Here is a 19,571-nt window from a genome sequence, read left to right as displayed (position 1 = left end):
CCCCGGGTGCACCTGTGCAGATCGTCGGTCAGAGAGAAGCATCGCGCGTGGAGTTCAAAGAAAAACAGCCACGCAAGTCGTTTCTACACGCTCGGGATCGGCCGCGCAACGGCGTCGCTCGCCCCAGCACCCACCTGCCGTGGCGCTCTAAGCGGTCTGCTCGCTGATCTCTCCCAGAGCACGCCTCTCGCGGGCTGCCAGCTGCCGCAAAATTCTGCTAAAGCGGGATGTTTCCGTGCTTCTTCGGTGGGGTCTTGTCCCGCTTGTCGCGCGGGAGGTCGAGGGCCCGAGCCAGTCGAGTGCGGAGCATGCGCGTGTAGATCATCTCGTCTATGAAGCCGAGCTCGGCCGCCTTGTACGAGGCGGCGAATTTCGCCTTGTCGTCGCCGACGAAGCGTGCGCGGGCGACGGCCGGGTCGGCCGCTTGCTGGATCTCGCTGCGATACACGATGCTCTCGGCGCCTTCCGGGCTCATGACCGCGAGCTCGGCCGTCGGGAAGGCGAGGTTGTAATCGATCCCGATGTGCTTGGAGGCGATGACGTCGTAAGCGCCGCCGTAGGCCTTGCGGGTGATCACCGTCGCCTCGGGCACGGTGGCTCCGGCGAACGCATAGAGGAGCTTCGCTCCGTGAGTGATGATCCCGCCCTATTCCTGGTCGAGCCCCGGGAGGAAGCCGGGCACGTCGACGAACGTGACGAGCGGGATAGTGAAGCCGTCGCAGGAGCGAACGAAGCGCGCCGCCTCGACGTCGAGGCAGCCGGCGAACACCTGGGGCGGGTTCGCGACCACCCCGATGGGCGCGCCTCCGATCCGGGCGAGCCCGACCACGATGTTCTGCGCAAAGCGCTCGTGGATCTCGAGGCGGCGGCCGTCGTCGGCCCCGGCGCCCCATCATGCCCCCCGGAGGGATCGAGATCCCGCCGCGCGCGACCGCGCGACGCCATGGCAGGGCGACGATCCCTTGCAGCCTGTACGCCAAGGGAGCGAGGCCGGCGGAACCGTGCGAACCGTGCGAAACATGCGAACCGTGCGAAACATGCGAAACATGTGAAACGCGCGCGACCTGGAGACGCGGGGACGTGCGAGGCGCGCGGGACCTGCGACGAAAAATGACCGCGGTCCTCGAGCGGCTCCGCCCTACTCTCTTGCGCGGGCGAGGGGACACCACGTACGCTGAGCGGCGCTCAGCTGCCGATGGTAAATGCAGGAATTCCCGATACGTAGACCATCTGAAGACCGGGACGCGGGGGCCGCCATCGCCGCTGCGGACCCGCCGCGCCGCGACTTCGAACGGGGCAGCTCGGGCCGGCGTGGCAGCAGAGCGGTCGCCTGCCACGGCAACTGACGTGCGGCGCCTCGTGAGATGCGCACGGAACAGCGTCACCGGCAGCCCTCGATCGTTCGCGGGAGCGCCACGCGCTCCTGGCTCGCGGCGCCTTGCGCTCGACGGCCTCAGCGTGGCCTTCCGCCTCGCGTCGCGGGGTGAGATCGTTTCGGACGAGAGGTCGCTCGAGTGAAGCTCGCTCAGACTCGTGAGGCTCGTGCCCTGGCCGTCGCCGCCGTGGCGCGAGGGCTCATCGAGCCCAACGCCCTTTGGGATATGGCTTGCCGATGGACCCTCGGCGGCGCGTCGACGCCCCAGGAGCTCTTCGAGGGGATCCTCACGCCGGAGCAGCTGGCGGCGCTGCCGGAGCTGCTCGCGCAGGAGGGCCGCAGCCCGCCCGTCGCGCGCGCCCTCTCGCCGCAGAGCGAGGACCAGGACGCGCTGCGCTTCGACACGCAGCGGGAGATCGACCTGCCCGGAGAGGACGTCGGGGCCGATTTCCCGACGCTTGCGACCTCCGCCACGCGCGCCGTGAACTCCGGCGGCACCCGGTACGAGGTGGGCGAGGCGCTCGGGGCCGGGGGCGCCGGGAAGGTGGTGAAGGCGCGCGATCGGGAGATCGGGCGCGTGGTCGCGCTGAAGACCTTGAAGCCGGGGGCCGAGGAGGACTCCGCGGTAGGCAACCGCTTCCGGACCGAGGCGCGGATCACGGCCCAGCTCGAGCACCCGAACATCATCCCGGTCTATGACCTCGGCACGCTGCCGAACGGTCAGCCGTACTACTCCATGCGGGTCGTCAAGCGGCAGAGCCTGCAGAACGTGCTGACGAACCCCGAGCTCCGCAGACAATGGCCGCTCGTCCGGCTCATCGGCGCGTTCGTGCAGATCTCCCGGGCGCTGGCCTACGCGCACCGGCGAGGCGTCGCCCACCGCGACATCAAGCCGGAGAACGTGCTGCTCGGCGACTACGGCGAGGTCTACCTGGGCGACTGGGGCAACGCGAAGCTGCTCGCGAGGGCGGAGGTGAGCGAGCCGATCTCCGTCGATCCGAGCGGGCAGGACTTCGGCCGCAGGCGGCACGAGGCGATCGCGAGCGCGCTCTCGGGCACGCCCGGCTACATCGCGCCCGAGCAGATCCGAGGGGACCACGCGCGGATCGATCACCGCGCGGACATCTTCGCGCTCGGCGTGGTGCTCTACGAGATCCTCACCGGCGAGCACCCGTTCGACGCGCCGACCGTCCTCGCCGTGATCCTCGCGACGCAGACGCGCGACCCCAGGCCGCCGCGCTCGATCGCGCCGAGCTGCCCGCTGCTGCTCGAGGACCTCTGCCTGGCGATGCTCGCGAAGGACCCTGATCAGCGGCCGCCGACCGCCGACCGCGTCGCGGCGGAGGCGGAGGCGTTCCTTGAGGGCGCCAAGGAGCGGATGCGCCGCCGCGAGGAGGCCATCAAGCTCTGCGAGCTCGCCAAGGCTCCGCTCGAGCGTGACCGGCGGCTCGACGGCGAGCGCGAGCGGCTCGTCGAGGAGGCGCGGCGGCTGCTCAAGGACGTGAAGGAGTACGAGGCGATCGAGCGCAAGCGGGCGGGGTGGCAGCTCGAGGACAGGGCCGCCGGGGTCGAGCGCGAGCAGGCGCGCGCCGCGGCGGAGGCGATCGATCTCTATACGAAGGCGCTGGCGTACGATCCGGACCTGGTCGAGGCGCGCGCCGGGCTCGCGGACCTCTACTGGTCGCGCGCGGTGCGGGCGGACCAGGAGCACCAGCACGCGGCGCGCATCTACCACGAGGCGCTCGTGGCGGAGTTCGACGTGGGCCGCTACGCCGCGCTGCTCACCGCCGATTCGGTCCTCTCGTTCGACTCGTCGCCGCCCGGCGCGAGCGTCGTCGCGTACCGTTACGTCGAGAAGGATCGCATCCTGGTGGCGAGCGACGAGCGCTCGCTCGGCCGCACCCCGCTCCGCGAGGTGCACCTCAAGCCGGGCAGCTACCTCTTCATCCTGAAGCGCGCCGGCTGTCGGGACGTGCGCTACCCGCTGCTGCTCAAGCGGGGCACCCACCACCGCGTCGAGGTGAACCTCTACACCGACGCGGAGATCGGCGAGGGGTTCGTGTACATCCCGGGGGGGACCTTCATCGCCGGCGGCGACGCGCAGGCCGACGATCCGCTCCGCCGCGCCGAGCTCCACGTCCCCGACGTCGCGATCGCGAAGTTCCCCGTCACCTTCCGCGAGTATTGCGAGTTCCTGAACGAGCTCGAGACGCGCGATCTCGATCTCGCCCTCAAGCGCGCGCCGCACGGGACGCGCGGCTCCGAGGGCTACGTCGCGCGGCCCGCCAGCAGCGGCGGCTGGGAGCCGTTGCCCAGCGTGGTCGAGGGTGACGCGCAGAAGCGGTTCCCGGCGGAGGAAGGGCACCTCTGGAACCTGCCGGTCATCCTCATCGACTGGTTCGACGCCGTGGCCTACTGCCGTTTCCGGAGCGAGCGCGACGGGATCGAGATCCGACTGCCCACCGAGCTGGAGTGGGAGAAGGCGGCTCGCGGGACCGACGGCCGGTTCTACCCGTGGGGAGATCACTTCGACCCGACGTTCTGTCTGATGCGCTCGTCGCGGCCGTTCCTGGCGCAGCCAGAGCCGGTAGGGACCTTTCCCATCGACACCTCGCCCTACGGCGTGCGCGACATGGCGGGCGGCGTGCGCGAGTGGGTCGCCGATGTGAACGGCGAGAGATCGTGGGCGGAGACGTCGGGTGAGCTCGAATCGACCGCCGACGCCGGCGGAGACGCGCCGCCGTGGCGCATCGCCCGCTCCGGGAGCTGGGCCGCGGACTCGCAGCAGTGCAGGAGCGCGTCGCGCACCCGCTTCTTCGGGATCGCGCGGGCGCTGAACCTGTCGTTCCGGGTCGCGAAGCCGCTCTCGCGGGGCCCGGGTCGCTGAGCGGGCGGCTCAGCCGCCAGGCCCCGCCGGAGGGTCGACGTACTCGACCTCGACGCCGCGGTGCGTGCGGAGGACGGTGCGCCCCGGCCGACGGTCGACGACGTAGTCGGGCCCGATGGGCACCTTGCCCATCCCGCCGGGCGTATCCACGATCAGCTTCGGCAGCGCGATGCCGGTGAGCCGGCCCTGGAGCTGATCCATGAGGGAGACGCCGGTCGCGAGCGGCGTGCGCAGGTGCGCCGTGCCGCGTACGGGGTCCATCTGGAGCAGGTAATAGGGGCGCACCCGCCAGCGCACGAGACCCCGGAAGAGCGTGGCCAGCGTCGTCGCGTCGTCGTTGATGCCGCGCAGCAGCACGGTCTGGTTCATGACGGGGAAGCCGTGATCCGCGAGGCGCTTGCACGCGCGCTCGGCGGCGGGCGTGAGCTCCTTCGGGTGGTTGAAGTGCGTCATCACCCAGAGCGGGTGATACGGCTTGAGCGCGCGCACGAGCTCTGCGGTGATCCGCTGCGGCAGCGTGACCGGCACGCGCGTGGCGATCCGGATCGTCTCCACGCTCTGGATCTGCCGCAGCCGAGCGATGAGCCGCACGACGCGGTCCGTCGAGACGGCGAGGGGATCGCCGCCGCTCACGATGACATCGCGCACTTCCGGGTGCGCCTCGAGGTACGCCATCGCCGGCGCGAGGCGCTCGAGCGCCACCGCGCCGCCGCCGTCGCCGACCATGCGTGATCGGGTGCAGAAGCGGCAGTAGACGGCGCAGCGGTCGGTCGCGAGGAGCAGCGCGCGATCCGGGTACCGCTGCACGAGGTGGGGGGCGACCTCGTGCGCGACCTCGCCGAGGGGGTCGACCAGATCGCCTGGCACCTCGGCGGCCTCGTCGGCGAGCGGCACGCACTGCCGGCGGATCGGGCACGCCGGATCGCCGCTGTCGCAGAGGCTCAGGTAATAGGGGGTGACGCGGATGGGCAGCCCCGCCTTTTCGGCGCGCCTGGCGCCATCGAGCTCCTCCGGCGTCAGCGACAGCGCCCCGTGGAGCTCATCGGCGCTCGAGAGAGCGTGACGCAGCTGCCATGTCCAGTCGCTCTTCCGCGTCTTCACGCGGGCTGGTCGCGCTCCCTGCTGCCCGCTCGCGGCGAGCGGCCCCGGTCGCTCCGGCAGCGCGACGGCGCGGGCGTTCGCGCTTTCCTCGCCGGGTCGCCGGGCGAGCCGCGCGGCGGCGACGAGCTCGCTACTTGCCCGCATCGCTCGACGGCGCCGCGACAGCGCCGGACCGCTCCGGCTGTGGCGTGCGGGGCTTCGCGGGATCGGGCTGCGCCGCGCTCCCGGTCTCCATGAGCTGCTCCGGCAGCTTGACCGAGGAGAGCGCCGCATCGTTGATCTCGACGGGGAACTTCTTCCGCAGCTCGTTCTCGAGAGCGCGCTCCTGGTCCTGCATCTTCTGCTGCATGAGCGCGACCCGGATCGAGCGTTCGGCCTCCGCGAACTCGCGCCGGTGCCCGCTGGTGAGCCCGTTCAGGCGGACGATGAAGAACCGTCCGTCGGCCTCGACGACCTCCTCGCCGACCGCACCCACGCCGCCGATGCGAAAGGCGGCCGCGCGGACCGGCTCTGGGACGCGGGGGTGGGCGCCGCGCGGATCGCCGGGCGGGCTGACGATGCCGAGCTCTCCGGCGAGATCGAGCGGCGAGGCCGCGCTCTTGTCCTTCGGCGCCGTGAGCGAGTGCTTGAGGAAGAGCTCACCCCACGCGCTGCTGCTCCCGGCCTTCTGCGCCTCCTTGAGGACCTTCTCCCCGAGCGCTCGGTCGCCGACGACGATGGCGGCGACGCGCCTGCGCTCGGGCTCGCTGAACTTGTCGGCGTTCGCCTCGTAGTACGCGCGCACCTCGGACGCGGGGATGTCGGCCGGCGCGGGCAGGCCCTTTCGCGCCCGGGCGATCATCGCCTCGCGGAGGATCTGCCGGATCGTGTCCTCGACCGCGGGGTCCTTGTCGAGGCCTCGGCGCCGGGCTTCCAGCGCGAGCAGCTCCGCGTCGATGAGCTCGCTGAGCAGCTCGCGGCGCCGTTCCTTCGTCTGGTACCGGAGCCGATCGAACTGGTCCATTCGCTCCAGCGTCCTGCCGAAGTCGCCCAGCGTGATCACCCTGTCCCCGACCTTCGCGAGCACGCGCGCCGACTGCTCGGCGGTGAGGCCGAAGACCGGATCCCCCGCGTCCGAGGGGACCTGGAGGGCGGGCTCATCGCAGCCCGCGACGAGCGCGACGAGCGAGATGGCGAGCAGGGGTCGGCGCACCGGAGCTCGGGTCATTGCTGGCTCGGGGTCTAGCACGGTTTCCGCGTGGCTCGAGGTCGCAGCGCCTCGTTCGGGCTGGCGCGTCGGCGGACGCCTCGGCTCGTCGCGCGCCCTGATCGCTCGAACGCGCGCTCAGTCGACGATCGTGCCGATCTCTTCGCCCCTGCAGACGCGGAGGATGTTGCCGCGGGTCATGAGCTTGAACACCCGGATGGGCATCTTGTTCTCGCGGCAGAGCGTGACCGCCGTCGAGTCCATGACCCCGATCCTGTCGGCGAGGAAGCGGTCGTAGCTCAGGTGCGCGAACATCTGCGCGCCTTCGTGGCGCACGGGATCGCGGTCGTAGATGCCTTCGACCTTGGTCGCCTTGAACAGCGCCTGCGCCTGGATCTCCATGGCCCGCAGCGCTGCCGCGGTATCGGTCGAGAAGAACGGGTTGCCCGTGCCCGCGGCGAAGATGACGATGCTGCCCTTTTCCAGGTGCCGCATCGCCCTGCGGCGGATGTACGGCTCGGCGACCTGCCGGATCTCGATCGCGGTCATCACGCGCGTCGGCACGCCCGTCTTCTCGAGCGCGTCCTGGAGGGCGAGCGCGTTGATGACGGTGGCGAGCATGCCCATGTAGTCGCTCTGGGAGCGGTCCATCCCCGCGCTCGCGCCCTTCAGCCCGCGGAAGATGTTGCCGCCGCCCACGACGACCCCGATCTGCACCCCCATCCGCTGGAGCTCGGCGACCTCGCCGGCCACGTGGTGGAGCGTCTCGGGACGAATGCCGAACCCCCCTTCCTCGCCGCAGAGCGCTTCGCCGCTCAGCTTGAGCACGATGCGGCGGTACTTCAGCCCGGGGGCCGGACGAGGGGGAGGGGGAAGGAGAGAGTCCTGGTCAGCGGCCACGGTGCGACCTCGTAGCCGGGACCTGCGTGGAGGGCAACGAACAACGTGAACCATCGCTCGGGCGAAGCGGCAGCGCGCGCCGCAAAGGAGGAAGAGCGGGAGGCAGAACCAGAGGCAGCAGAGGAAGCACAGAAAGCTGAGGAAGCAGAGGAAACAGAGGAAACAGAGGAAACAGAGCAGGAAGACCCGCCGGGGCGGCATGCACCTTGCGCTTGCCGGGGCGGGGAGCTAGTCTCGGCCCCCCTATGGCGCGTGTGACTGTGGAAGACTGCCTCGAGCGCGAGGAAAACCGTTTTGCTCTCGTCGTGCTCGCGGCCAACCGGACGCGGCAGCTCATGAAGGGCTCGGACGCTCTCGTGAAGACGAAGAACAAGCCTGCCGTGACCAGCCTCCGAGAGATCGCGGCGGGCAAGGTGCACTTCCACCGGAGCTCCCACGAGGTCGTATCCGAGTGGCTCCAGCAGATGAACGCTGGCGGCCAGCGCTGATGCCGCATCGGAAGAGCGCGCGTCCGGTGATGCGCGCCTCCCTAGGGGCTCCGTTTCGCAGCTCGCTCCCTTGACCGTGCCAGCGCTGCGCTTGATCTGTTGCCTCGCATGAGCGGGACGGCCACGAGGCGGCCGGCGCGCGTTTCGGGCTCCGGCCAGCGTCGCGATCCGGAGCTCGAAGCAGGGACGTCGGCCCACTACGAGGATCCGGCGTACTACGCGAAGACGTACGCGCGCCGTAAGGATGACGTCCGCTACTACGTCGACCTCGCCGTTGCGTCTGCGGGGCCGGTGCTCGAGTACGGCTGCGGTAACGGGCGGATCACGCTGCCTGTCGCGAGGGCGGGGGTCCAGATCACCGGCGTGGACCTGTCGGCGCCGATGCTCGGCGATCTGCGCGTGCAGCTTGGACGCGAGCCGCGCGGTGTCTCCTCTCGCGTGAGCCTCCGGCGGGGCGACATGCGGGCGCTGCGGCTAGGGCGCCGCTTTCCGCTCGTGATCTGCCCGTTCAACGCCTTCTTGCACCTGTACACGCGCGTGGATGTGGAGCGGTTCCTCGCGCGAGCGCGCGAGCATCTGACGCCGAAGGGCGAGCTCGTCTTCGACGTTTCCATGCCCGAGCCGGCAGAGCTCGCGCGAGATCCGGATCGCGCCTATGCCACGCCGCGGTTCCGGTACCCCACGAAGGATGGCCCTGGCGAGTTCGTCCGGTACACGGAGCGGTTCGACTACGACAAGGTCCGGCAGATCCTGTTCGTCTCCATGGAGTTCTCGCCCGTCGACGGCGGCGAGCGCTGGATGACGCCGCTCGCCCATCGTCAGTTCTACCCGCAGGAGCTCGAAGCCTTGCTCCACTACAACGGCTTCGAGCTCACGGAGCTCCGCAGCGATTTCTGCGCCGAGCTGCCCGACAACCAGACGAGCATGCTGCTCTATCATTGCCGGCCACGCCGTTCTGCCAGGGCTCGCCGCCCTGGACATGACGGGGGCCGCTGAGGGCGCGCGAACGCCCGGCGCCTGCTGCGCCTCGCGCCGCCCTGCGGCATCAGGCCATATGCGACGTGTCCGCGCACGAGCACGCGTGTGCCCCTCGGTCCTGCCGCACCGAGCGTGCGCCAAGTGCCGCCGTTGCCTGGAGTCTCAGACCCCGATGTAGAGGCGGTGGGCGAAGTTGCGCTCGAGCTTGGCGCGCAGCACCTTCTCGGCCGCTGTCTCGATATCGTACTCGACGCGCTTGAACTCGAAGCGCTTCGTGTCGCTGTCGTAGACCGTGTAGCTCGCGCGGTTGTCGTAGTCCCGCGGCTGTCCCACCGAGCCGACGCTCACGATGTACTTGCGACCCTGCTCAAGCTGGAAATCCACCGCAGGGAGCTCCTCGACGCTGTTCGGTGTGAGCGCGAACACCTTGCAGAGGTGGGAGTGGCCGATCAGCGTGATGTGACCGAGCTCGTTCCACATCGGGAGGCACTCGCGCGCCTGCTCGGGGGCGAAGATGTACTCGAACTCTTCGAGCCGGACGGGCGAGCCATGGCAGAGGTCGACGTTGATGTCCGTCAACTTCTCCTGGTACGTGAGGCTCCGGAGCCAGGCCGCGTTCTCGGAGGACAGCATCGCTGCGTGGGTGTCCAGCGCCTGCCGGGCGGCCTCGTAGTAATACGAGTAATCCATCCGACCCGCGACGGCCGCGTCGTGGTTGCCGAGGATCGTCTTCTTGGCCACCTTGCGGACGAGATCAGCGCACTCGTTCGGCGAGCCGCCGTAGCCGACCGTATCCCCGAGGCAGTAGTAAACGTCGATACGTTCGTGGCGGTAGGACTCGAGCACAGCGCTGAGCGCCTCGTAGTTGGCGTGCGTATCGCTGAAAATCCCGAGTCTCATTTCGACGCGAGGGCGGAGCTTAGCACGAAGGCCTCGACTTCCGTTAGGAATTCAAACCTGGATCCACAGATGGGCCGGTAGGACCGGCACCGAGCTTTGTCGGCTCGTTGGCGTTGTGTCGGCTGGCTCGTCGGTTCCTTTGGCTCCGGCGGCTCCGCTAGCTCCGGCGGTTCCATCGGGTCCGTCAGTTCCATCAGTTCCGTCGGTCTCGTCAGCTTTGTCGGCTCCGGTGGAGCGTGCTTCCGCTGCGCCCGGGGATCTGCAGAGGACGGTCGAGGGCCGGACACGGTCCTTGCGGAGCTTGCCGAGGCGCTCCCAGCACGACCACGTTGACGAGCGGCCACCCGCACCGGAGAAGAATAGCGTGGAGCCCATGAATACCAAACAGAACGGTGCAGGGACGTCTCCGATTTCTGCGGAGCAGCCGGCCGAGTCTGCGCTGTCCGCTGCAGCTGTCGAACCTGTCGCGCCGCCGCCGTCCAACGTGGAGGATCTCGCCGATGGGTGCGTGCGGTTTGTGGAGCGCGCCCTCGGCGTACGGCTTGACTATCGGCCGGAGACCTTGCCCCTGCTCGACCACTACCTCGAGCAGGCGCGTGGTGCGACGTCGGAGCGGGTCGAAGCGTTGCCGATGATCGCGCACATGGCAGGCGCATACTTCGGCGAGGTGATCCGGCGCCGGCACGCGTCGTGGTGGCGCCTGGATGGCGAAGACCCGACCTACTGGCAGGTGCAGTTCGGCTCGGTTTACCTCGCGTTCAGCCCCGTCCTCTTCGTGCGCGAGGCGCTCACGCGCGGACATCGAGCCGACGCCGTGCTGGACCTTGCAGAGGACTCCCTGAGCGGCGATCCGGCGGCGCTCGAGCTGGAGGAAGGCGATCGCGAGGCGGTCGCGGCCAGGCTCGCGGAGCTGCCGTCGGTCTCGGAAAACGAGTACTACGCCCCCTCGACGCGGCTCGAGGTGATCGACATCGCCGTGGACGCGATCCGTTCGCGTCGGCTCGAGGCCGGCGAGGATACCGACGCCGCGCTCGAGCCGGGCGACTACGAGCGCGGCGGCGGCTGACGCGGGGATCGCGGCGCGCGGGCGCCCACGCTCGCTCGGCGGCGCCGCGTGGACGTGCTCCGGAAGCGGCGACCGGTGGTATCGTCGCTTCCGTGTTGTGGGTCCTCTTCGGGCTGTTGTTCCTCATCTCGTGGGCGGCGTTCTTCACGTTCGACCTGCCCACCGCGATCCCGATCGCGACGAGCGTCGTCATCGCGCTCGCCGCGATCGCGCTCTTCGTGTACCGCCGGATCAACGCGCGCCGCGCCGCGTCTGCGCTTGAGCGGGCCATCGTCCGGCAGGGAGCGCAGCAGGCGCTCAACGCTCGGCCCGAGCGCCGCGCCGAGATCCAGGAGCTCCAGCGGCAGGTCCAGGGCGGCATCAGCGCCCTGAAGAGCTCGAAGCTCGGCAAGGGGAAGGAGCACGGCAACGCCGCGCTCTACTCGCTGCCCTGGTACGTCATCATCGGCCCGCCCGGGGCGGGGAAGACGACGGCGTTGAAGCACTCGGGCCTCGTCTTCCCGTACGCGCACCCGAGCAACGGCGGCGGCGTGCGCGGCGTCGGCGGCACCCGCAACTGCGACTGGTGGTTCACCAACGAGGCGATCCTCCTCGACACCGCGGGGCGCTACACGACGGAGCAGGACGACCACGAGGAGTGGATCGCGTTCCTGCAGATGCTCCTCAAGCACCGCGCTCGCCGCCCGCTCAACGGCATCCTGGTCGCCGTGAGCGTGGCGGATCTCATCGACGCGAGCGAGCAGCAAGTCGAGCTGATGGGGAAGAAGCTCCGGGCGCGCATCGACGAGGTGATGACGCAGCTCCACATGGTGCTGCCCGTCTACCTCCTGTTCACGAAATGCGACCTCATCGCGGGCTTCTCGGAGTTCTTCGGCGACATGCGCAAGAGCGACCGCGCGCAGGCGTGGGGAGCGACGCTCAAGCTGAGCGCGGACAAGGCGAACCCAGGGAGGCTCTTCGACGCCGAGTTCGACGCCCTGGCGAAGCAGATCCACGGCCGCTCGCTGAAGCGGCTCGTGATGGAGCGCAGCCGCGAGGCGCGCGAGCGCGTCTACCAGTTCCCGCTCGAGTTCTCGGGTATCCGGCGGAACCTCTCCGATCTGGTCTCGACCGTCTTCATGGTCAACGCGTTCCAGGGGACGCCCATCTTTCGCGGCTTCTACTTCACGAGCGGCACGCAGGAGGGCAGGCCGCTCGACCGGGTCCTCCAGCGCATGGGCCAGGCGATGGGGATCCGCACGCACGAGGCCGCGGCGCAGCAGAACGTGGAGTCGAAGAGCTACTTCCTCCACGACGTCTTCATGAACGTCGTCTTCCCGGACGGGGACATCGCCGCGAGGAGCGCGAGCGAGATCCGGCGTCAGCGGCTCGTTCGCGGCGCGATCAGCGCGGCGGCCGCGGCGCTCGGGGTCATCCTCGCGATCCCCAGCGTGGTGTCGTTCGCCAACAACCGCGCGTTCCTGCGCGACGTGGAGGCGGACGCGCGCACCGTCAGCGCGCTCCGATGGGAGGACACGCGACCCCTCTCGGAGAAGCTCGCCGCGCTGCGGCCTGCGCTGGATCGGCTGAAGGAGATCGACAAGGCGCGCGAGGAGGGGCCGCCGGACGGGAAGGGGTGGACGATGTTCCAGGGCGAGACGGTGTACCCGCCGCTCGTGCACGTCTACGTCGCCAGCCTCCAGAACGGCTTCGTGATCCCGTGCAAGCAGCGGCTCGAGGATCGCCTCAAGCTCGCGAAGGGCGACCACTACCTCCGCGAGCGGAACGACCTCAAGCTGTACCTGATGCTGAGCGACGTCGAGCACCTCGACGTTCCGTGGGCGAAGGACAGGTTCACCTCGCTCTGGGCCGAGGTGCTGCGGGCGACCTCGAACCTCACCGAGAGCGAGCTGAAGAAGCAGCTCGAACGGCACGTCGAGTACTACCTGACGCTCATCAAGGAGAAGCGGGTCACGCCGATCGCGCGCAAGGAGGATCTGGTCGCGAGCGTGCGCGCGACGCTCCAGGCCGTGCCACCGCGGAAGCGGTACTACGACTTCTTCGTCAACGCGATCATCGAGGAGAAGTACGACGAGACGGGTGACAACAGCCGCGCCAACCGCAAGTACCCTCCGCACACGCTCGGCGACATGTTCGCCGACCGCCCCGCCGTGCTGAAGATCATCGGCAGCAAGCTGTACGCGAAGGAGAAGCGCTGGAAGGAGGTGGACGGTCCGTACACCGAGAGGGGGCACTTCGCGGTGCTCGAGAGGCTCGAGAGCGGCGCCGGCAGCTTGATGGCTGAGCGGTGGGTCGTGGACCTCGCGCCCGGCGAGGAAGCCTCGATCAACAAGAACCTGGACGGCCTCGCGGCCGACTACGACGTCAGCTACATCGCGCAGTGGACCGACTGGATGGCGGACCTCACCGTGCGGCTCCCGGCCAACCTGAAGGAGGCGAAGGAGACGTACCAGGCGCTCACCCAGGCGGATTACCCCTACCTCCGCATCATCCGCGCTCTCGAGGACAACACGCAGTGGAAGCGGGATCGCAGCGCGATCGAGGACTCGGCCCTGGCCAAGCGGGGGAAGGAGTACCTCGATCGAAAGATCGAGCAGAAGACGAGGCTGAAGGTCCCCGTCAACGTGAAGCTCATAAGAAACCGGCCGAGCTCGGTGCCGGATGAGTTCAAGCGGACCGTCGAGTTCGGCGTGCCGGCCGCGCCGAGCGGCTCGGCGCCGATCACGGACACGCCCCTGGCGAGGTACATCTCGTTGCTCAGCGCGCTTCGCGACGAGATCCAGCGCCTCGAGGATCTGAACCCCAACGTCGACGCGCGCCTCATGGCCGATCGGTTGGTCGAGGCGACGCGACAGGCCGACGCGCTCCTCCAGCCCTTCGACGAGCGGGCCAAGACGCTGCTCCGGCCGCTGTTGCTCACCCCGATGCAGGTGGTGGCGGCGCGGCTGCCGCCGCTCGCCGCGGTGTCTCGCTTTCCCGCGGCGGCGCCTGCTGCGGGCTCGCGCTGAGCCACGCGGTGCGGTTCAGATCTCGATGCGGATCTCGTCGCGGCCTGGTTGCACCGCGCCGGTCGCTGGATCGAGCGTGAGCACCATCTCGATCGCATCCTCGCCGTTGTCGCTGTAGTACCGAGGGCGTACCCCCATCGCGGTGAAGCCGAGCTTCCGGTAGAGCCGGATCGCTGCCCGGTTCGAGCGGCGCACCTCGAGCAGGATCAGCCGCACTTGCTGCTGCTGCGCATACTCGAGCGATCGATTCATCAACGCCGTCGCGAGCCCGCGCCGCCGCGCGGCCGGGCAGGTGGCCACGTTCAGCACGTGGAGCTCGTCGGCGACGTGCCACGCGATGAGGAAGGCGAGCGCGCGCCGCTCTTCGCGCGCGACCCAGCAGCGCGTCCAGGGGCGGCGCAGCTCTTCTCGCGCGGAGAATTGCGGGACGTCGAAGGCCGCGGACGCGACGGCGTCGATCTCGTCGAGCGCAGCCTCGTCCGCAGCGTCGGCCGTCAGCTGGCTCAGCGAGGCCGAGGGCCTCGTCGCGTCGCGCTTCACCTCGCCACCTCCGTGGGACAGCCGGAGACGATCTGGACTTGCCCCACGCGCCCGCTCTTGAGCTTCGTGCAGGCTTCCCCGAGGAGCTCGACGACCGCGGGCGACTTCCAGCGCCAGCCGTTCTCCGGGTCGTAGGCGACCAGCTCGTCGTCCAGGTAGACGTTCGTCTGTCCCGCCTCGGGAGGCGGGTCGACCAGGTCGAACTCGCAGGAGACGACGATGCTGGCGATCTTCGAGAGGACGTTCCCCAGCGTGTCGAGGTTGTCCACCTTGAAGTAGAACGGGCTCACGAACTGCGCCGTGCCGCCGGCGAGCGCCATCTGGTCGAGGACATCGCCGTAGAACTCGCTCCCCGGGATGCCGACGACGTAGACCTCGATCCCGCTCGCCGCGAGCCGCTCGATCGCGGCGACCGTATCGTCGCGATCGAGGCACCCTTCGGGGCCCGAGGGGCCCAAGGGCGAGCAGCAGTTCTCCTCGGGGTCGGGGCACTGCTGTTCGATGTTGGCGATGCACCCGTCGGCCTCGCATATCGCCGAGCTGTTGCAGTTCGGACCGCCGTCGGTCGCGAGCACGACGATTGTCTTGCCGGGGAGCTCGACGAGCTTCGGCGTCAGCGCCGCGAGGGTCGCCGCGGTAGGCGTGCCGCCGAGGGGCGTGGCCCGCGTCGCCGCGCGGAACCGCGATGTCGTCGTGGAGCCCTCCTGTCCCTCTGCGAAGGGAGCCCCCGGGGTGACAGCGAAGACCTCGCCGCCCGGCCTGCACGGCGCCTCGTCGGTCGCGTCCAGGGGGAACACGGCGGCGCCGACGTTGATCAGCGGGCCCAGGTTGCGCACGAGGTCGACCGCGGCATCATGGACCCGGTCGTATCGGGTCGCGTTCGAGCTCGAGGAGGCGGGGCTGAGCATGCTGCCCGACGCATCGAGGACGAAGTAGATGTTCGGCGCTTCGGTGATCTCGACCTGGTGGATCCGGTTGCCGCAGAGCCCTCCCGCATCTGCGGCCGGTGGTCCGCTCGGCTCTTCGGTGTCCGGATCGAACCCGCCCTCCGGCTCCTGCGCCTCCTGACCGGCGCCGCTGCGCGGACGCTGCTTCGTGACCTCGTCCTCGCATGCGGTCATCGCCGCGCCGCCGAGCGCGAGCGCGGCTCCGATGCAGAGGAGCATGCCGCAGGCGCCGGCTCGCTGCTTCACGGCCGTCTTCATGGCGAGCAGCGTATCACGCCCGTTCGAGCCGGCAGCGCCAGCGCGGGCGCCGCCGCGCGCGTTCAGGGCTCGCGGTAGAACCTGGGCACGCGGCGCGAGATGCTGGTCAGCACCTCCCAGGCGATCGTCCCCGTGAGCCCCGCGATCTCTTCAGCGCTGATCGTGCCGCGCCCGAGCGGCCCATCCTGCGTTCCGAGGAACACCACCTCATCGCCCAGGCGTGCTCCCGGTACATCCGTCACGTCGAGCATCGTGAGATCCATCGACACGGCGCCCGCGATCGGCGCGCGTTGACCGCGCACGAGGGCGGCCCCGCGGTTCGAGAGCTGGCGGCTCAGGCCGTCGGCGTACCCCATCGGCACGGTCGCCACGACGCTCTCCCGGGAAGCTTGCCAGGTGTGGCCGTAGCCGATCCTGTCGCCCTTCGCGATCGTGCGCAGCGCGACGATCTCGCTGCGCACCCGGATGACCGGCTTGAGGTCGGGCGCGAGCCCCGCGCACGGCGATATTCCGAAGAGCGCGACCCCCGGACGGACGATGTCGAGCAGCGCCGCAGGGAGGCGCAGCATCGCCGCGCTGTTCGAGGCGTGCCGCACCCGCGGCGTGAGGCCGAAGCTCTTCGCTCGCTGCTCGATCTCCCCGAAGAGGCGCATCTGCTCGATCGTCACGCCGAGATCGTCGGCGTCCGCGCAGGCGAGGTGGGTCATGAGCCCGTCGAGCTTCACCTCCGGGTGCTTGGCGAGCGTCGCGAGCACCGCCTCGATCTCCGAGCTCGCGGCCCCGAGCCGTCCCATGCCGGTGTCGACCTTGAGATGGACGCCCACGCGACCGCGCTGCTCGAGCCGCACCACGCTCGCGAGGCGCTCGATCTGGCCAGCGTCGTAGACGACGGGCACGAGATCGCGCGCGATGATCTCCTCGAACCCGTCGCGCCGCGGGCCGTAGTAGCCGCCCATGACGAGGATGGGCAGCCGGATGCCGGCGTCTCGCAGCTCGATGGCCTCCTCGAGCAACGCGACGCACAGGCCGGGGATCCCTGCGCGCTCGAGCGTCCGTGCGACCGCCGGCGCGCCGTGGCCGTACGCATCGGCCTTGAGCACCCCCCAGATTTGCGGCTTCGTCGCGCCGGTCAACCCGCGCTCGAGGACGCGCAGGTTGTGCCGCAGGTGCGCGAGGTTCACCTCGGCGCGGGTCGGCCGCACGGCGTCCGCGGGCGCCGCTCGCCGTGGCCGCAGCACCCGCATGGGGCCTGCGCTCGCACCGAGCCCATCGAGGGGCGACGCCGTGCCGTTGCGATCAGGAGTCGTGCTGCTGAGCTCTTTGGGCGCGTGCGAAGCGGACATCGTGTACGCCGATAGCTCTACGCTCGATCGCGGGTCAAGATTCCAGGCCATCTTGGTGTGACAAGGTGAGGCATCTGCGCGGAGAGCAGACGACGTCGATCAGAAGCAGCGACGCATGCACCGCGTGTACTTGCCGGAGCATCCTTTTTCGCAGGCGGCGGATTTGCAGTCGTCCTGGCATTCCTTCCAGTCCGTCTGGCACGACGCGCTGCACTTCGCTCCCGGCGGCGCAACCTCCTCCGCGGTGTTCGACGCCGAGGCCGCAGCGCCGCCGTCGTTCGCGTCTGGGTCTGCATGGGCCTCTTCCGTTGCCGCCGGCGCGGCCACGTCGGCGGTCAGGAGCCTGGGCGGCGGAGCGAGCGCGCTGGTCGGCTCAGGCACGGCAGGGGCTCGGCTGCTCGGCGGAGTCCACTCGCCTTCGTCAAAATCACTGGCGTGGCTGAGCTGCCTGGCCCGCAGCGTGGCGTACTCCACACGGTCGCGCGTCTGGCCGAACGTACAGAACTGAAGCCACTCGTCCCAGCACGCGCGCCGCAGGGTCGGCTTGACGTCGGCCAGCGAGTCAAGCGCCATGCAGTGTTCGAAGCGTACGTCCCCCTCGTAGACCGCGTTGATGCTCGCGCCGCATGCGGTCACCGAGGCGGCGGCTAGGCAGAGGAGGGTCCTGAACCGCACGTCGTGGAACACCGATAGCAGAAAAGCTCGGCCCTGGTGCCAGGGCCTGTCCTATCCGCCGCGGGAACCTGCCGGTCGCCCGGTCGAGGTGCTCTCCGGTTGAACTTTGGCCTGTGATGCCGTACGTTGCCGCCCCTTCGCACCGGCGGCGGCGGCACGACGCCTCCGCGCCGGGCGCCTCAACGGAGCCTGTTCATGTTCCTCATGCTGTCGAAAGGTCCTCGGAAGACCACGCGCTCCAAGTCGAAGCGCCACCGGTCCAAGCTGAAGGCGAAGAACCGCAACCGGCGCAACCGCATCTATCAGCGCACCTGATCGTTGCACCGAGCGCGAGCGAGTCCACGGGCTCGCTCGCTGCGCGTTCTTCGATCCAATCTCTGGGGCCGGCCCTTGGAACCTAGGGGCCGCCCTTCTTCAGCTCGGTCAGCACCAGCTTGGCGACCGCCTTGAGCGTGTCGAACACCCCGACGCCGGTCCGCGCGACCCCCTCGAAATCGGGGACGTTCGTCGGGTTCAGCAGCGAGCGGAGCTCCTCGACGGTGCCGATCTCCGGCAGGTCTCGCTTGTTGTACTGGATGACGTACGGGATCTTGTCCAGCGAGTAGCCCTGCTCTGCCAGGTTCGTGCGGAGGTTCTCCACCGACTCCTGGTTCGCCTCGATGCGGCCGAGCTGCGAGTCTGCCACGAAGACCACGCCGTCGACGCCTTTCAGGATGAGCTTGCGGCTCGCGTCGTAGAAGACCTGCCCCGGCACCGTGTACAGGTGGAACCGCGTCTTGAAGCCGCGGATCTCGCCCAGCGCGAGCGGGAGGAAGTCGAAGAAGAGTGTCCGGTCGGTCTCCGTGGCGAGGGAGATCATCTTCCCCTTCGCGTCCGGGTTGGTGCGCTCATAGATGTACTGCAGGTTCGTCGTCTTGCCGCAGAGACCCGGGCCGTAATAGACGATCTTGCAGTTGATCTCGCGCGCCATGTAATTGATGAAGCTCATCGACCGCGCTCCTAGTCGTTGAAGAGGTTGTCGATGTCCTCGTCGGTGATCTCGGCGAACGGCGAGTCGGCGCCCGGCTCCTGCACCTTCTTGAGCAGCGCTTCGAAGATGTGGTTGAGCTCCTCGCTCGCCTTTCGCACCCGGAGCCTCACCAACCCGAGGCTCGACTTTGAGTCGAAGATCACCACGAGGATGACGCGGTTCCCGACCAGCTGGATGTGGATGTTCGCCTTTTCACCCTCGTGGAACTGAGTGGCGAACTCGTTCTCCTTGAGGAGCTTCGCCATCCCGCCCGTGGCGGCGATGTTCCCCGCCGTCAGCGAGGCGAGCGACGTGGTGTCGAGGTTGTCGACGTCTCCGCTCGCGGCGATCAGTTGCCCGTTTTTGTCAACGATGAAGACGACCTTCGCATTGGCGTCCTTGACGAGGCGATCCACCACGCTCTGGATCTGATTGAATTCCTCCTCGTACATCACCATCTGAGGGTTGACCATCGTTCCTCCGCCAGCGCTCTCGCGATGGGGCCCTGGGCATTGCGGGCTCTGTCGCCCTTGTCATCACCGGGCGCCGCACGTGCGGTCCCCGACCATCGTCATCCAACTGGCTTCCCGCTGCGCGGGCTTGCCTTACCACCGGTACCACGTTCGCGGCGTGACGCTCACTGCCTTGGGACTTGCATGGCTGGTTCGCAGCGCGCAGTGCGGCTGCTCATCGACCGTGCACCCGTACATCTTGGGACGTTTCTATCCGAAGCAGGTGCGGCGGAGCAAGGCGGCCCTTTCTGGAAGTTGGAGGATCGCACGGCCGAACCTCGCCGAGCCTTGTCGGGCCCCGACGGAGCTCGCTCCCCCTGCCCCCAGGGGAGGCTTGGTTCCGGACCTTTTCCAGGCGCCCGTCCGCCCAGAAGGCCTGCATGATAAATATCGAGAAT

15 protein-coding genes and 1 pseudogene are annotated in these 19,571 nt (G+C 69.1%); 5 read left to right on the top strand and 11 right to left on the bottom strand.

Annotated elements, in window-relative coordinates; translation table 11 throughout:
• Positions 1-217: 217 nt before the first annotated feature.
• Positions 218-877, bottom strand: a pseudogene (locus WMF39_RS39280) (carboxyl transferase domain-containing protein); the annotation flags it as partial.
• Positions 878-1,601: 724 nt separating this feature from the next.
• On the opposite strand from WMF39_RS39280, the gene WMF39_RS39275 reads away from it, so the two are divergent.
• On the top strand, positions 1,602-4,262 hold the full coding sequence (locus WMF39_RS39275; RefSeq protein WP_437741584.1) for a protein kinase domain-containing protein: 2,661 nt from the start codon (positions 1,602-1,604) through the stop codon (positions 4,260-4,262).
• Positions 4,263-4,271: 9 nt separating this feature from the next.
• On the opposite strand, the gene WMF39_RS39270 is transcribed toward WMF39_RS39275, so the two are convergent.
• The 3 genes from WMF39_RS39270 to pyrH form a co-directional block, all read right to left on the bottom strand.
• Entirely contained in the window at positions 4,272-5,507 is a 1,236-nt protein-coding gene (locus WMF39_RS39270) for a KamA family radical SAM protein (RefSeq protein ID WP_437741583.1), read from the bottom strand.
• Positions 5,494-6,570 (bottom strand): peptidylprolyl isomerase, encoded by a 1,077-nt coding sequence (locus tag WMF39_RS39265; protein ID WP_437741582.1) that lies wholly within the window; start codon positions 6,568-6,570, stop codon positions 5,494-5,496. Before WMF39_RS39265 ends, WMF39_RS39270 begins: the two co-directional genes overlap by 14 nt.
• A gap of 117 nt (positions 6,571-6,687) precedes the next feature.
• Entirely contained in the window at positions 6,688-7,449 is a 762-nt protein-coding gene (gene pyrH, locus WMF39_RS39260) for a UMP kinase (RefSeq protein WP_080599110.1), read from the bottom strand.
• A 245-nt stretch (positions 7,450-7,694) separates the two neighbouring features.
• On the opposite strand from pyrH, the gene rpoZ reads away from it, so the two are divergent.
• Together rpoZ and WMF39_RS39250 are read left to right on the top strand one after the other, a co-directional pair.
• The gene (rpoZ, locus tag WMF39_RS39255; RefSeq protein WP_044966694.1) at positions 7,695-7,937 is read left to right on the top strand and encodes a DNA-directed RNA polymerase subunit omega; all 243 of its coding nucleotides are present in this window, start codon (positions 7,695-7,697) and stop codon (positions 7,935-7,937) included.
• Between the two features lie 108 nt (positions 7,938-8,045).
• Positions 8,046-8,933 carry a class I SAM-dependent methyltransferase gene (locus WMF39_RS39250; RefSeq protein ID WP_437741581.1) on the top strand — a complete coding sequence of 296 codons (888 nt, stop codon included), beginning with the start codon at positions 8,046-8,048 and terminating at the stop codon, positions 8,931-8,933.
• A gap of 144 nt (positions 8,934-9,077) precedes the next feature.
• On the opposite strand, the gene WMF39_RS39245 is transcribed toward WMF39_RS39250, so the two are convergent.
• Entirely contained in the window at positions 9,078-9,815 is a 738-nt protein-coding gene (locus WMF39_RS39245) for a metallophosphoesterase family protein (RefSeq protein WP_012239864.1), read from the bottom strand.
• A gap of 484 nt (positions 9,816-10,299) precedes the next feature.
• Between WMF39_RS39245 and WMF39_RS39240 the strand changes: the two genes are divergently transcribed.
• Together WMF39_RS39240 and tssM are read left to right on the top strand one after the other, a co-directional pair.
• Positions 10,300-10,881 (top strand): hypothetical protein, encoded by a 582-nt coding sequence (locus WMF39_RS39240; RefSeq protein WP_437741580.1) that lies wholly within the window; start codon positions 10,300-10,302, stop codon positions 10,879-10,881.
• 92 nt (positions 10,882-10,973) lie between these two features.
• On the top strand, positions 10,974-13,889 hold the full coding sequence (gene tssM / locus WMF39_RS39235; protein WP_437741579.1) for a type VI secretion system membrane subunit TssM: 2,916 nt from the start codon (positions 10,974-10,976) through the stop codon (positions 13,887-13,889).
• 15 nt (positions 13,890-13,904) lie between these two features.
• Here tssM and rimI read toward each other — a convergent pair whose 3' ends face one another.
• The 6 genes from rimI to WMF39_RS39205 form a co-directional block, all read right to left on the bottom strand.
• A complete protein-coding gene (gene rimI, locus WMF39_RS39230) occupies positions 13,905-14,429 on the bottom strand; it encodes a ribosomal protein S18-alanine N-acetyltransferase (protein WP_437741578.1) in 525 nt (174 codons plus the stop codon).
• Positions 14,426-15,634, bottom strand: coding sequence for a vWA domain-containing protein (locus WMF39_RS39225; protein ID WP_437741577.1), 1,209 nt, complete (start codon positions 15,632-15,634; stop codon positions 14,426-14,428). Before WMF39_RS39225 ends, rimI begins: the two co-directional genes overlap by 4 nt.
• A gap of 62 nt (positions 15,635-15,696) precedes the next feature.
• A complete protein-coding gene (gene alr, locus WMF39_RS39220) occupies positions 15,697-16,977 on the bottom strand; it encodes an alanine racemase (protein WP_437741576.1) in 1,281 nt (426 codons plus the stop codon).
• A 99-nt stretch (positions 16,978-17,076) separates the two neighbouring features.
• A complete protein-coding gene (locus WMF39_RS39215; protein ID WP_437741575.1) occupies positions 17,077-17,550 on the bottom strand; it encodes a hypothetical protein in 474 nt (157 codons plus the stop codon).
• Between the two features lie 499 nt (positions 17,551-18,049).
• Positions 18,050-18,640: a GTP-binding protein gene (locus WMF39_RS39210; RefSeq protein WP_012239857.1), complete on the bottom strand. Its 591-nt coding sequence runs from the start codon at positions 18,638-18,640 to the stop codon at positions 18,050-18,052.
• An 11-nt stretch (positions 18,641-18,651) separates the two neighbouring features.
• Positions 18,652-19,134: a roadblock/LC7 domain-containing protein gene (locus WMF39_RS39205; RefSeq protein WP_012239856.1), complete on the bottom strand. Its 483-nt coding sequence runs from the start codon at positions 19,132-19,134 to the stop codon at positions 18,652-18,654.
• Between the last annotated feature and the right edge of the window lie 437 nt (positions 19,135-19,571).

The organism is Sorangium sp. So ce1504 (genome assembly GCF_051521635.1).
In the GTDB taxonomy this organism is placed as follows: Bacteria; Myxococcota_A; Polyangia; order Polyangiales; family Polyangiaceae; genus Sorangium; species Sorangium cellulosum_B.
Note: the sequence above shows the minus strand (reverse complement) of the source record. Positions and strands in the feature narration are given on the sequence as shown.

Coding starts and splice junctions, on each gene's coding strand:
- WMF39_RS39250 (WP_437741581.1), top strand. CDS start 8,046: ATGAGCGGGACGGCCACGAGGCGGCCGGCGCGCGTTTCGGGCTCCGGC.
- alr (WP_437741576.1), bottom strand. CDS start 16,977: ATGTCCGCTTCGCACGCGCCCAAAGAGCTCAGCAGCACGACTCCTGAT.
- WMF39_RS39275 (WP_437741584.1), top strand. CDS start 1,602: ATGGCTTGCCGATGGACCCTCGGCGGCGCGTCGACGCCCCAGGAGCTC.
- WMF39_RS39225 (WP_437741577.1), bottom strand. CDS start 15,634: ATGAAGACGGCCGTGAAGCAGCGAGCCGGCGCCTGCGGCATGCTCCTC.
- WMF39_RS39270 (WP_437741583.1), bottom strand. CDS start 5,507: ATGCGGGCAAGTAGCGAGCTCGTCGCCGCCGCGCGGCTCGCCCGGCGA.
- WMF39_RS39205 (WP_012239856.1), bottom strand. CDS start 19,134: ATGGTCAACCCTCAGATGGTGATGTACGAGGAGGAATTCAATCAGATC.
- WMF39_RS39215 (WP_437741575.1), bottom strand. CDS start 17,550: ATGGCGCTTGACTCGCTGGCCGACGTCAAGCCGACCCTGCGGCGCGCG.
- WMF39_RS39210 (WP_012239857.1), bottom strand. CDS start 18,640: ATGAGCTTCATCAATTACATGGCGCGCGAGATCAACTGCAAGATCGTC.
- WMF39_RS39245 (WP_012239864.1), bottom strand. CDS start 9,815: ATGAGACTCGGGATTTTCAGCGATACGCACGCCAACTACGAGGCGCTC.
- rpoZ (WP_044966694.1), top strand. CDS start 7,695: ATGGCGCGTGTGACTGTGGAAGACTGCCTCGAGCGCGAGGAAAACCGT.
- WMF39_RS39265 (WP_437741582.1), bottom strand. CDS start 6,570: ATGACCCGAGCTCCGGTGCGCCGACCCCTGCTCGCCATCTCGCTCGTC.